This is a genomic window from Rhizobium sp. P28RR-XV, assembly GCF_012641385.1.
In the GTDB taxonomy this organism is placed as follows: domain Bacteria; phylum Pseudomonadota; class Alphaproteobacteria; order Rhizobiales; family Rhizobiaceae; genus Rhizobium.
Map to the genome: position 1 here is coordinate 226,861 of NZ_JABAIG010000009.1, position 13,200 is coordinate 240,060.

The following is a 13,200-nucleotide window of genomic DNA, read 5'->3' on the forward strand; positions in this document are numbered from 1 at the left end:
GGTGCAGTATGTTTTTGCCTTGAGCGGGGTAGGAAGATGCTGCAATGCTCATATAGCTGGGTGCGAGTCGCGGCACCCATTTTTCCGAGAGGCGCACGAGATGGACAAACGTTTCGGAACGGCAGCCTGCTGGCTGCTCGTCATTCCCTACATAGGCTTGCTTTGGGTTCCCTTCTATAACAGTCACGATCCGGTGCTGTTCGGTTTCCCCTTTTTCTACTGGTATCAGCTGGCCTGGGTGCCGATCACTGCCGTCCTGACATGGATCGCCTACCGGAGCATGCGCCATGACGACTGATATCGATCCGACAGCACTCGCCGTCTTCATCTTCTTCCTGGCGCTCGTCACGATCATGGGCTTTGTAGCCGCCCGCTGGCGCAAGCCGAAGACCCTTGCCCATATCGACGAATGGGGCCTTGGCGGCCGCAGCTTCGGTACCTGGATCACCTGGTTCCTGGTCGGCGGCGATTTTTATACCGCCTATACCGTGATCGCCGTTCCGGCCTTGGTTTACACGGTCGGCGCCTATGGCTTCTTCGCGCTGCCCTATACGATCGTCGTTTATCCTTTCGTCTTCATGGTCATGCCGCTTCTCTGGAGGCGCGCGAAGGATCACGGCTATGTCACCGCGGGCGATGTGGTGCATGGTCAATATGGCTCGCGCGCACTCGAACTGGCGGTCACTCTGACAGGTGTCATCGCAACGATGCCCTATATCGCCCTGCAGCTCGTCGGCATGACGGCGGTCTTCAAGGCGCTGGGACTTCATGGCGAACTGCCGCTCGCGGTGGCCTTCATCATTCTGGCGCTCTATACCTATTCGGCCGGCCTTCGCGCCCCGGCGCTGATCGCCTTCGTCAAGGACATCATGATCTATATCGTGGTGATCGCGGCCATTGCCCTGATCCCCGCCAAGCTTGGCGGCTATGCCAATGTCTTTGCGGCAGCCGATGCGGATTTCCAGGCCAAGGGGGCGGGCAGCCTGCTTCTCGGCGGTAACCAGTATGTCGCCTATGCGACGCTGGCGCTCGGTTCGGCGCTGGCCGCCTTCATGTACCCGCACACGCTCACCGGCATCTTCGCCTCCAACAGCGGCAATACCATCCGCAAGAATGCGGTGCTGCTGCCGGCCTATACGCTGCTGCTGGGTCTCCTGGCGCTGCTCGGTTATATGGGCCATGCGGCAAATCTGAAGCTGGACAGCGCCAATGACGTGGTGCCGGCGCTGTTCCAGACCCTGTTCTCGAGCTGGTTTGCGGGCTTCGCCTTCGCGGCCATCGCCATCGGCGCGCTCGTTCCCGCGGCCGTGATGAGCATCGGCGCAGCCAACCTCTTTACCCGCAACTTCTGGAAGGCTTACGTCGATCCTCAGGTTTCTGATGCTGGCGAGGCGAAGGTCGCCAAGATGACCTCGCTCGTCGTCAAGATCGGCGCGCTTCTCGTCATCATTTTCCTGCCGACGCAGTTCGCGCTCGATCTCCAGCTTCTGGGCGGCATATGGATCCTGCAGACGCTGCCGGCGCTGGTCTTCGGCCTCTATACCAAGTGGTTCCGTGCGCCCGCCCTGCTTGCCGGCTGGTTCGTCGGCTTCTTCGGCGGGACCTACCTCGTGTGGGATGCCGGCTGGAAACCACTGCACATGGTTGCGCTCGGAGACGCAAGCTTCACCGTCTATACGGGGCTGTTGGCGCTGGCCGCCAATATCGCTGTGTCCGTGATCCTTAACGCCGTCATGCCGGCGCGCGCGACAGCACGCGCCTGACGGGCCGGAGCTCCTCATCGGCCGCGGGCGGCAACGTCCGCGGCTTTTCCGTGCGTTGCCGGCGTTGTTTCCTCTTCCTTTCCGTGGAAAAAACGCCTATGAACCGGCGACCATGACCCAATTTCGGCTGAGCCACTCGATACGAATTATTGGCCCGGCCTTCCGCGCGCTGTAAGCTGCCGGAAGGTCCGGGTTTTCGGCGTCTCGTTCACGAGGCGCTTTCCGCCGCCGAAAAATCCCCATATGGCTGCGCCAGTTCAGGCGCAAGACGCCCGAGACACCGAGGCAATTGTCACGACTATGACCGATACCGCTGAAAAGATGGATTACTCCAAGACCCTTTACCTGCCGGAAACCGATTTTCCGATGCGCGCCGGGCTGCCGCAGAAGGAGCCGGAGCTGGTGAAGCGCTGGGAGGAGATGAACCTCTATAAGAAGCTCCGCGCCTCCGCTGCCGGCCGCGAGAAGTTCGTGCTGCACGACGGCCCACCCTATGCCAACGGCCACATCCATATCGGCCATGCGCTGAACAAGATCCTGAAGGACGTCATCACCCGCTCGTTCCAGATGCGCGGCTATGACAGCAACTATGTCCCCGGCTGGGATTGCCACGGCCTGCCGATCGAATGGAAGATCGAGGAAAAATACCGCGAGAAGGGCAAGAACAAGGACGAGGTTCCGGTGAACGAGTTTCGCCAGGAATGCCGCGATTTTGCTGCCGGCTGGATCAAGATCCAGTCCGAGGAGTTCAAGCGCCTCGGCATCACGGGTGATTTCGACAATCCCTATCTGACCATGAATTTCCATGCGGAATCCCGCATCGCCGGCGAGCTTTTGAAGATCGCCCGCACCGGTCAGCTTTACCGCGGTTCCAAGCCGGTCATGTGGTCCGTCGTCGAGCGCACGGCCCTTGCCGAAGCCGAAGTCGAATATGCCGACGTCGAGAGCGATGCGATCTGGGTGAAATTCCCGGTGGCTGAAGGCTCGGCTGGTCTCGCCGGCGCCTTCGTCGTCATCTGGACGACCACGCCGTGGACGATCCCCGGCAACCGCGCGATCGCCTATTCCTCGCGCGTGTCCTACGGACTCTATGAAGTCACGGAAGCGGTCAATGACTTCGGCCCGCGCCCCGGCGAAAAGTTGATCTTCGCCGACAAGCTGGCAGAGGAATCCTTCGCCAAGGCAAAGCTGCAGTACAAGCGCCTGGGCGATGTGACCGCCGACGATCTGGCCGCACTCACCTGCGCCCATCCGCTCGCTACACTCGGCTATGGCTTCAAGGTACCGTTGCTTGATGGCGACCACGTGACCGACGATGCCGGCACCGGCTTCGTGCACACGTCTCCCAGCCACGGCCGCGAGGACTTTGATGCCTGGACGTCGCACGCCCGCGACCTCGAAAAGCGCGGTATCTCCTCCACCATTCCGTTCCCGGTCGATGACGCCGGCTTCTATACCGCCGATGCCCCCGGCTTCGAGGGTGGCCGTGTCATGGACGACAACGGCAAGAAGGGCAATGCCAACGATCTCGTCATCAAGGCGCTGATCGAGACGAATACGCTGTTTGCGCGCGGCAGGATCAAGCACTCCTATCCGCATTCCTGGCGCTCGAAGAAGCCGGTCATCTTCCGCAACACGCCGCAGTGGTTCGTCTACATGGACAAGGACTTCGCGGACGGTTCGACGCTGCGTACCCGTGCGCTCAAGGCGATCGACGATACCCGTTTCGTGCCATCAGCCGGCCAGAACCGTCTGCGCGCCATGATAGAGCAGCGCCCGGATTGGGTACTCTCGCGCCAGCGTGCCTGGGGCGTGCCGATCGCGATCTTCGTCGACGAGCAGGGCAACATCCTGCAGGATGACGGCGTCAACGCCCGCATCCTCGAGGCTTTCGAACAGGAAGGCGCCGATGCCTGGTTCGCCGAAGGCGCGCGCGAGCGTTTCCTCGGCGAGAAGGCCAACGAGCCCTGGACGCAGGTCATGGACATCCTCGATGTCTGGTTCGATTCCGGTTCGACCCACACCTTCACGCTGGAAGACCGTCCGGACCTGAAGTGGCCGGCTGACGTCTATCTCGAAGGCTCCGATCAGCATCGCGGCTGGTTCCATTCGTCGCTGCTCGAAAGCGCCGCGACCCGGGGCCGCGCGCCCTACGACACGGTCGTCACGCACGGCTTCACCATGGACGAGCAGGGCCGCAAGCAGTCGAAGTCGCTCGGCAATGTCGTCGCTCCGCAGGACGTGATGAAGGATGCCGGCGCCGATATCCTGCGCCTCTGGGTCATGACCACGGACTATTGGGAAGACCAGCGCCTCGGCAAGGCCATCATCCAGACCAATGTCGATGCCTATCGCAAGCTGCGCAACACTATCCGCTGGATGCTCGGCACGCTGGCGCACGACAAGGGTGAAGTGATCGCCTATGCCGACATGCCGGAGCTGGAGCGGCTTATGCTGCATCGCCTCGCCGAACTCGACGAGCTGGTGCGTGAAAGCTACGACGCCTTCGACTTCAAGCGCATTGCCCGCGCCTTGATCGATTTTGCCAATGTCGAGCTTTCGGCCTTCTATTTCGATGTCCGCAAGGATGCGCTCTACTGCGATGCGCCGTCGAGCCTGCGCCGCCGCGCTTCGCTCGCCGTCATCCGCACGATCTTCGATTGCATGGTGACGTGGCTGGCGCCGATGCTGCCCTTCACCACGGAGGAGGCATGGCTGTCGCGCAATCCCTCGGCGGTCTCGGTTCATCTCGAGCAATTCGTCGCCATTCCCGCTGAATGGAAGAACGAGGCGCTGGCCGAGAAGTGGAAGAAGATCCGCGCCGTGCGCAGCGTCGTCACCGGCGCACTGGAAATCGAACGCAAGGACAAGCGCATCGGCTCATCGCTGGAAGCTGCCCCGGTTGTCTATGTCGCCGATCCGGAGCTGATGAAGGTACTTGAAGGGCAGGATTTCTCCGAAATCTGCATCACCTCGGGCATCACCATCCTTGGCAGTGAAGGTCCGGCGGAGGCATTCCGCCTTGATGACACCGCTAGGATCAGCGTGGTTCCGAAGCTTGCCGAAGGCCGCAAATGCGCCCGTTCCTGGCGCATCACCGCCGATGTCGGTTCCGATCCGGAATATCCGGATGTCTCGGCTCGCGATGCCGCGGCATTGCGAGAGCTGATGGCTGTCAACTGAAGAAAGTTGCCGGATGAATTGCCTTTGCGGCGTTCATCCGGTAAAAGCTGCCTGAAAATGGCCCGATTTTTACGGCAGTTGCCGTCTATTGGGGTCCTGTTACGTTTATTCCGGCATGGCTGGGAAGGGTTTTCATGAGAGCGATGCATAAGGTTCGTATCGGCGTCAGCTTGGCGGCACTTGTGGTTGGCTGTGGCGCAATGTCCGGTTGCCTGAGCAGCCCGACCTATGGCACCGACAAGACGGCCGGCGTGCAGCTCCTGGACGACCTCGGCGATATTGCCTCTGTTTCGGCCGCAACGCCGAAAGCGAAGGGCGTGAAATATCCGAACCGCCCCGGTCTGGTTGTCGGTGGTGCCAAGGATACTCTGACCGCGCCGCAGGAGTCGCTGGCAAGCAAGGACAATCCGGCTTGGCTCGAATCGCCGGAAGACGCCCGCAAGCGCCTTGCCGAAGAGGCCGACCAGAAGAAGAACGACGTCAATTATCGGTCGCCGCTGGCCCAGGCCGACAGCAGCAGAAACCGTATGACGGAGGCCCAGCAGACGGCCGCCTATCGCGCCACGCGCCAGGATCAGGCCGGCACCTATATCGACCAGCGCCGCTATCTGATCGACCCGCCGCAGCAATATCGCCAGGTTTCCGATCAGGCTGCCCTCAGCGATCTCGGCACGCCCGAATCCAAGAAGGAAAAGAAGCGCAAGAAGGATGCGGAGGCTGCGCAGCAGTCCAACAACAGCAGCTGGTGGAAGCCCTTCCAGTAAGAAGCTCTCGAAGCGGCAGCCCTAATCTGCCGCTTTCAGTCTTCGGAGCGTTTCGCTTGAAAGAAGCCTCTGAGGATATCGGCGGATGCGGTCTCGCCGAGGCCGGAATAGACCTCCGGCGCATGATGGCAGGTCGGCTGATGATAGAAGCGCACGCCATTGTCGACGCCTCCGCCTTTCGGATCCTCGGCGCCATAGTAAAGACGACGGATGCGCGCGAACGAAATGGCCGCGGTGCACATGGTGCAGGGCTCCAGCGTGACGTAGAGATCGGCGCCCGTGAGACGCTCCTGGCCAAGCTCCTCGCAGGCCAGGCGGATGGCGACGATTTCCGCATGGGCGGTGACGTCGTTGAGCTCGCGGGTGCGGTTGCCGGCCGTGGCGATGACCTTGCTGCCGAGAACGACAACGGCGCCGATCGGCACTTCGCCACGCTCTCCGGCGCGGCGCGCTTCGGTCAAAGCAAGCTCCATGAATTGATTTGTAGCCGCCATTCAAGTTTTTCCACTTAACCGCAAGGGCGTGACCTGATAGGAACACGCGTTAAAAATTCAGGCAAACAACAAATGACAATGAATGACAAGCCCAAGCGGCCTGGGTCGAAGCCCTTTGCTCGCGACAAGCAGACGAAATCGGATGGCGCGAAGCCGGCAAAGGCCGCGGCCGTCAAGGCGGCGGATGAAACCGTGACAGGGGATGGAAAGGCCGAGCGCATTTCCAAGGTGATGGCGCGCGCCGGCGTGGCGTCGCGCCGCGATATCGAGCGCATGATCCTGGATGGCCGTGTCAGTCTGAACGGCGTGCTGCTGGATACGCCCGTGGTCAACGTGACCCTGGCCGACAAGATCGAGGTCGACGGCGTGCCGATTCGCGGTATCGAGCGCACGCGCCTGTGGCTCTATCACAAGCCGGCTGGCCTGGTGACCACCAATGCCGATCCGGAAGGGCGTCCGACCGTTTTCGACAACCTGCCGGAAGAGCTACCGCGCGTCCTGTCGATCGGCCGCCTCGACATCAACACCGAAGGCCTGTTGCTGCTGACCAATGACGGCGGCCTGGCCCGCGTTCTGGAGCTGCCGACGACCGGCTGGCTGCGCCGCTACCGTGTCCGCGCCCATGGCGAGATCGATCAGGAAGCGCTCGACAAGCTGAAGGAAGGCATTGCCGTTGACGGTGTGCTCTACGGCTCGATCGATGCGACGCTCGACCGCACGCAAGGCTCCAACGTCTGGATCACCATGGGCCTGCGTGAGGGCAAGAACCGCGAAATCAAGAACGTGCTCGGCGCGCTCGGTCTGGAGGTCAACCGCCTGATCCGCATCTCCTACGGCCCGTTCCAGCTCGGTGAGTTGCCGGAAGGCCACGTGCTTGAGGTGCGCGGCCGCACGCTGCGCGATCAGCTGGGTCCGCGCCTGGTCGATGAGGCCAAGGCGAATTTCGATGCCCCGCTCTACAATGCTCCTGCTGTTGCCGATGCCGAAGAGGCGGATGCCAAGCCGGCTCGCACTGCCCCGGTTCGTGCGGCCAAGGAGGAGCGCCCGCGTCGTGAACGTCCCGAAGATAAGCGCGAGCGCGCCCTGAGCCGTCTGGACACGAAGCGCGACGCCAAGCACGACGATCGCCGCGAAGGCGGCCACAAGGACGACGACCGGGCAAAGCGCCAGCCGCTCGGCCCGCGTCGCAGCGCCAATGTCTGGATGGCGCCCGGTGCCCGCCCGCTGGGTGAGAAGGCAGCCGCAAAAGCCGCCAAGAACGTGAGGACCGCCGCGAAGCGCGGTGAGGCGGAACGTCCGCAGCGCAGCGGTTACGACCGTCCGGACGAAGGCCCGCGCGTTCGCGTCAACCGCGTCGACGAGGCGGATGGCGAATGGATCCGTTCGAGCGAAGAAGCTCCGCGTAAGGCGCGCGGCGATAATGATGACTTCGACCGCAAGCGCTCCGAACGTCCCCGTGGCGACCGCCCGTTCGGCGATCGTCCTCCGCGCGGCGACCGGCCCTTTGGCGACAAGCCCCGTGGTGATCGTCCCTATGGTGACAAGCCTCGCGGTGACAGGCCATTCAGCGATCGTCCGCGCGGCGAACGTGGCTCGCGACCGGAGGGTGGTGATCGGCCCCGCGCGAAGTCTTTCCAGGGTGAAGCCCGCTCGGAGCGTTCCTTCGGGGATCGTCCGGCGCGCAGTGAACGCCCATATGGCGACAAGCCGCGCGGTGACCGTCCGTTTGGCGACAAGCCCCGTGGCGACCGGCGTCCGCGCGCCGAGGGAGACGAGCGTCCGCGCGGCCGGTCTTTCGGCGGCGAGCAGCGGTCGGAACGTCCACGCGGCGATCGCCCCCAGGGTGATCATCCGCCGCGCGAGCGCCCGTTTGCGGATCGAGCTCCGCGTGGTGATCGGCCCTTCGGTGATCGCCCGCAAGGCGAACGGTCCTTCGGTGATCGGCCACCCGGCAAGCCCTTCGGCAAGAAGCCGGGCGGCGGCAAATCATTTGGCGGCAAGCCCGGCGGAAAGCCTGGTGGCCCGCGCGGCTTTGGCGGCAAGCCGGGTGGCGCAGGTCGCCCGTCCGGCGGTCCACGTGGCGGCTCCGGTCGCGGTGGCCCCGGCAGGGGCGGCCCCAAGGGCGGCAGGGGCTGACGCGCGGTGAGGATCGTCGGCGGTGAATTTCGCGGTCGCTCTCTTGCAACGCCGAAGTCGAACGATATTCGTCCGACGGCGGATCGCACGCGCGAAAGCCTCTTCAACATCCTGAGCCACGCCTACCCTGACGCCATCGACAGCACGCGGATGATGGACGTCTTTGCCGGCACTGGCGCCGTCGGGCTGGAAGCGGCCTCGCGCGGCTGCCGTCATGTGCTCTTCGTCGAAAGCAGCGTCGAGGGCAGGGGTCTTCTCTGGGAAAATATCGATGCGCTTGGCCTTCACGGCCGCACACGCATGCTCCGTCGCGACGCAACGGATCTCGGCAGCGTCGGCAATCTCGAACCTTTCGATTTTCTCTTCGCCGATCCGCCCTATGGCAAGGGATTGGGTGAGAAAGCCTTTGCTGCAGCGGCCGCCGGCGGCTGGCTCGTGCCGGGAGCGCTTGCGATCATCGAGGAGCGTTCCGACGTAACCGTTGCCGCGCCGCCGGATTTCCTGTTTCTGGAGGAACGGACCTTCGGTGACAGCAAGATGCATTTCTTCCGTTATCAGCCGAGGACGGCGTAACGGGGGAAGGAGAAGGATATGGGCGATTATGCTGATTTCGTCGGCAGCGATTACCCGGTTGCCGCCTCCGGCATGCCGAGCGTCGCGGTCGCCTTCGGCTGCGGCGGCGCGCGCGGGCTCGCCCATATTCACATCATCGAGGCGCTGGACGAACTCGGCATCCGCCCGGTCGCGATAGCAGGCTCTTCCATCGGCTCGATCATGGGCGCGGCCATGGCGGTCGGCATGACCGGCGCGGAAATCCGCGACCATACGCTTGCAACGGTCGGCAATCGTCCCGCCGTGCTCAACAAGATCTGGAGCTTGCGGCCGGTCAACATGCGCAGCATCCGGTTCGGCCAGTTCAATCTCGAACGCATCCTTCGCACGTTCCTGCCGACCACATTTCCGGAGAATTTTTCGGAATTGCACATACCGCTGAAGGTGGTGACAACGGATTACTACGATCAGGCTGAAGTCGTGATCGAAAAGGGCGAGCTCTTTCCGGTGCTTGCGGCTTCCGCCGCCATTCCCGCCGTCTTCATGCCGGTCAGACTCGGGGATCGCGTGATGATCGACGGCGGCATCATGAACCCGGTTCCTTACGAGCATCTCGCCGGACTTGCCGATATCATCATCGGCATCGATGTTGTCGGCGGTCCCGAAGGCGGCGGCCGGCATATTCCGAACCGCATTGAAAGCCTGTTCGGGGCAGGCCAGCTAACCATGCAGTCAAACATTGCGCTGAAGCTGCGCCTGCAGGCACCGCAGATTTTCCTGCGCCCGGCCGTCGGCCGCACAGGCGTCCTCGATTTCCTGAAGGCGCGCGATATCCTCGCCATGTCGGCTGGCGTCAAGGACGAACTGAAATTTGCCCTCGACCGCGTGATGACGGCGAAGAATTAGAGCGGCTCACGGGAATTGAGTGACGCCACTTTCCCTGGCTGCACAAACGGCAGCCTAAACCCGCTCCGGCTCCTCTTGCGGCAACGCCACCAGATCGTCGACGTCGCTGTAGGTATCGGCGGCCCGTTTCGGCTTGACCAGCGGCTCCGGCTTGACCGGGCGGGAATAGAGCATGTCGGTGCCCGCCTGCAGCCCTTCGCTGACCTGCAGCACCAGCCTTTGCTCATCGCGCTTGCGGATATCCTCGCCGATCTCATAGGCTTCGGCCTCGCTGACGCCAAGCGCTTCCAGGGTGCGGCGGCCGAAGAGCAGACCGGATTCCAGCGTCTCGCGCAGCTCGTAATCGACGCCCTTGTGGCGCAGCTCGATCGAATGAACGCGGTCATAGGAGCGCACGAAGATGCGCGCATGCGGATAATCGGTCTGCACGAGCTCGACGATCTTGTCGGTCACCTCCCGCGAATGCGTGCTGACGACGACGATCTTGGCGCGGTCGATACCGGCGGAGCGCAGCACGTCCTTGCGGGTTCCGTCGCCGAAATAGATGCGGAAGCCGAAGCTCGATGCCTGGCGGATGCGGTCGGCGGAGAAATCGATGACGGTCACGTCACGGCCGCTCGCAAGCAGGATTTGCGCGGCAATCTGGCCGAAACGCGAAAACCCGATCATCAGTACGTCGGAGCCGGCACCTTCGAAGTCCTCGTCCAGCTCCTCCTGCGTGTCGCCCTTCATCAGCCGCTTCGCAAGCGCGGAACTTAGCGGTGTCAGCGCCATCGACAGCGTGACGATGGCGATCAGCATCGACGCGGTGTTGGCCGAGAAGAGGCCGCCGCTGGCGCTGGCGGCGCTGAAGAGCACGAAGCCGAATTCGCCGCCTTGCGGCAGCAGGCCGGCGATGCGGACGGCATCATTCCGCGGCGAGCCCGTCGCGCGGCAGAGGGCATAGATCACGATCGCCTTGATGATCATCATGACCGGGACGGCGAGCAGGATCAGCACCCAATTGTCGAGAATCACCTCGAGTTTCAGCGACAGGCCGACGGCAATGAAGAAGATAGCGAGCAACACGCCGCGGAAGGGCTCGATATCGGCTTCCAGTTCGTGACGATAAGAGGATTCGGCAAGCATCACGCCGGAGAGAAAGGCGCCCATCGCCATGGAAAGTCCGGCGAGCTGCATCAGCGTCGCAGAACCCATGACGACGAAGAGGGCGGCTGCGATCATCGCTTCCCGCGCGCCGGTGCGCGCGATCACCTGGAACAGCGGCGTCAGCAGATAGCGGCCGGCGATAACCATTGCCGCCACGGCGCCGATCGCGATCGCAAGATCGGGGAGCGGATTGGTGGTTTCCTTCGGTCCGTCGAGAACGGTGATGAGCGCCAGCAGGGGCACGATGGCAAGATCCTGCAGCAGCAGCATTGAGAAGGAACGCTGCCCGTATTTCGTATTGACGTCGCCCTGCTGTTCCAGAATCTGCATGGCAAAGGCGGTCGAGGAGAGCGCCAGGCCGAAGCCGATGATGATGCTGCCCTTCCATCCGGCAATTCCGCCGAGATAGGCGGCAAACATCAGGACGAGACCGCTTAAAATCACCTGCGCCGAGCCGAGGCCGAAAATATCCCGCCGCATCTGCCAGAGGCGCGAGGGCTTCAATTCCAGGCCGATGATGAACAACAGGAAGACGACGCCCAGCTCCGCCACGGCAAGAACGGCTTCGCTGTCGCCGATGCCGTGCAATATCGGGCCGATCACTACACCGGCCGCAAGATAGCCAAGCACTGTCCCCAATCCGAGTTTCTTGAAGATCGGCGCCGTAACGACGGCGCCTCCGAGCAGCATCAGGGTTTCGGTGAAGAGACTATTGGTGGCGGACATCGTCTATTTCTTTCCATGGGCAGGCGGTATTGCGACGCATGATCATGATAAACAACCATGCGTGAAGGGATTAGAACAAGAATCGGCTTTGCCGCCCTTGATGCTTCATGTAGTGCACAATAAATGGAACGCGAAGGAAAGGCCAAGTCATGACCTCTGAAATCGATTCCGCCGCTCTGCTTTCCCGCGCCAGCCAATTGATCGATCTCGCCCGGAAAGCCGGCGCGGATGCGGCCGATGCCGTCGTGGTGCGATCGAGAGCCCATTCCGTCAGCGTCCGCCTCGGCAAGGTCGAGGGCACGGAGTCGTCGGAAAGCGACGACTTTTCGCTGCGGGTCTTCGTCGGCAATCGCGTGGCGAGCGTTTCGGCCAATCCCGGCTTCGATCTCAACGCTCTTGCCGAGCGTGCGGTCGCCATGGCCAGGGTTTCGCCCGAAGATCCTTTTGCCTGCCTTGCCGATGAGGCGGATCTTGCCAAGAGCTATCCTGATCTCGAACTGTTCGATCCGACCGAGGTCTCCTCGGAGCAGCTGCGGGAAGCAGCGCTTGCGACCGAAGCGGCCGCACTCGCCGTTTCCGGCGTCACCAACTCCTCCGGCGCCGGCGCTTCCGCCGGCATGGGCGGCCTGGTGCTCGTCACGTCGCATGGTTTTGCCGGCCATTATATGGGTTCCCGCTTCGGGCGCTCGGTCAGCGTCATCGCCGGTGAAGGCACCGGGATGGAGCGCGACTATGATTTCGACAGCCGTCTCTATTTTGCCGAGCTGGATGCGGCCGAGGAAATCGGCCGTCGCGCCGGCGAACGTGTGGTCAAGCGCCTCAATCCGCGCCAGGTGCCGACGGGCAAGAACGTCACCGTCGTTTTCGATCCGCGCGTCGCGCGCGGCTTCGTCGGCCACATCGCCGGCGCGATCAACGGCGCTTCCGTCGCCCGCAAGACCAGCTTCCTGCGCGACAAGATGGGCCAGCAGGTGCTGAAATCAGGCCTTTCGATCACGGACGATCCGCTAATCGTGCGCGGCCCGTCCTCGCGGCCCTTCGATGGCGAGGGCGTGTCCGGCAAGCGGCTCGTCATGATCGAGGACGGCGTGCTGCAGTCCTGGTTCCTATCCACGGCGACGGCGCGGGAAATCGGCGGCGGCCTGAAGACCAATGGCCGCGGCGTGCGCGGTGGCACCGCTGTATCGCCCGCGTCCACCAATCTCGCGCTTGAGCCGGGCGATATTTCGCCGGAAGAGCTGATCCGCAGCGTCGGAACGGGCTTCTACGTCACCGAGCTGATCGGCCAAGGCGTCAACATGATCACCGGCGAATACAGCCGGGGCGCGACCGGCTTCTGGATCGAGAACGGCGAATTGACCTTCCCGGTTTCGGAGGTGACGATCGCCTCCAACCTGAAGGACATGTTCATGCGCGTGACGCCGGCGAACGACATCGATCGCGATTTCGGTGTCGCCGCTCCGACGCTTGCGATAGAAGGCATGACGTTGGCTGGCCGCTGAAAAAACGAGCGGAGATTGGAATTTG

At 62.9% G+C, this 13,200-nt stretch carries 10 protein-coding genes; 8 read left to right on the forward strand and 2 right to left on the reverse strand.

Features of this window, described 5'->3' with window-relative positions:
- Positions 1-100: 100 nt before the first annotated feature.
- The 4 genes from HGP12_RS20440 to HGP12_RS20455 all read left to right on the forward strand — a co-directional run bounded on the left by HGP12_RS20440 (position 101) and on the right by HGP12_RS20455 (position 5,710).
- Entirely contained in the window at positions 101-298 is a 198-nt protein-coding gene (locus HGP12_RS20440; RefSeq protein WP_168840900.1) for a DUF3311 domain-containing protein, read from the forward strand.
- Positions 288-1,763 (forward strand): monocarboxylate uptake permease MctP, encoded by a 1,476-nt coding sequence (gene mctP / locus HGP12_RS20445; protein ID WP_168840899.1) that lies wholly within the window; start codon positions 288-290, stop codon positions 1,761-1,763. The genes HGP12_RS20440 and mctP overlap by 11 nt, the downstream gene beginning before the upstream one ends.
- A gap of 300 nt (positions 1,764-2,063) precedes the next feature.
- Positions 2,064-4,946: an isoleucine--tRNA ligase gene (gene ileS, locus HGP12_RS20450; protein WP_168841102.1), complete on the forward strand. Its 2,883-nt coding sequence runs from the start codon at positions 2,064-2,066 to the stop codon at positions 4,944-4,946.
- A 134-nt stretch (positions 4,947-5,080) separates the two neighbouring features.
- Positions 5,081-5,710 carry a hypothetical protein gene (locus HGP12_RS20455; protein WP_168840898.1) on the forward strand — a complete coding sequence of 210 codons (630 nt, stop codon included), beginning with the start codon at positions 5,081-5,083 and terminating at the stop codon, positions 5,708-5,710.
- A gap of 35 nt (positions 5,711-5,745) precedes the next feature.
- Here HGP12_RS20455 and HGP12_RS20460 read toward each other — a convergent pair whose 3' ends face one another.
- Positions 5,746-6,204, reverse strand: a complete 459-nt coding sequence (locus HGP12_RS20460) for a nucleoside deaminase (protein WP_168840897.1) — start codon at positions 6,202-6,204, stop codon at positions 5,746-5,748.
- A 72-nt stretch (positions 6,205-6,276) separates the two neighbouring features.
- Here HGP12_RS20460 and HGP12_RS20465 point away from each other — a divergent pair, with 72 nt between their 5' ends.
- From HGP12_RS20465 to HGP12_RS20475, 3 genes are read left to right on the forward strand one after another with little or no spacing between them, the layout of a single operon-like run.
- Positions 6,277-8,340 carry a pseudouridine synthase gene (locus HGP12_RS20465; protein WP_168840896.1) on the forward strand — a complete coding sequence of 688 codons (2,064 nt, stop codon included), beginning with the start codon at positions 6,277-6,279 and terminating at the stop codon, positions 8,338-8,340.
- Positions 8,341-8,346: 6 nt separating this feature from the next.
- Positions 8,347-8,913 (forward strand): 16S rRNA (guanine(966)-N(2))-methyltransferase RsmD, encoded by a 567-nt coding sequence (gene rsmD / locus HGP12_RS20470; protein WP_168840895.1) that lies wholly within the window; start codon positions 8,347-8,349, stop codon positions 8,911-8,913.
- An 18-nt stretch (positions 8,914-8,931) separates the two neighbouring features.
- Complete coding sequence (locus tag HGP12_RS20475) at positions 8,932-9,798, forward strand: patatin-like phospholipase family protein (protein WP_168840894.1); 867 nt, start codon at positions 8,932-8,934, stop codon at positions 9,796-9,798.
- A gap of 54 nt (positions 9,799-9,852) precedes the next feature.
- Here the strand turns inward: HGP12_RS20475 and HGP12_RS20480 are convergent, their stop codons facing one another.
- Positions 9,853-11,673 carry a monovalent cation:proton antiporter-2 (CPA2) family protein gene (locus HGP12_RS20480; protein WP_168879624.1) on the reverse strand — a complete coding sequence of 607 codons (1,821 nt, stop codon included), beginning with the start codon at positions 11,671-11,673 and terminating at the stop codon, positions 9,853-9,855.
- Between the two features lie 149 nt (positions 11,674-11,822).
- Between HGP12_RS20480 and HGP12_RS20485 the strand changes: the two genes are divergently transcribed.
- Positions 11,823-13,175 carry a TldD/PmbA family protein gene (locus HGP12_RS20485; RefSeq protein WP_168840892.1) on the forward strand — a complete coding sequence of 451 codons (1,353 nt, stop codon included), beginning with the start codon at positions 11,823-11,825 and terminating at the stop codon, positions 13,173-13,175.
- Positions 13,176-13,200 lie beyond the last annotated feature (25 nt).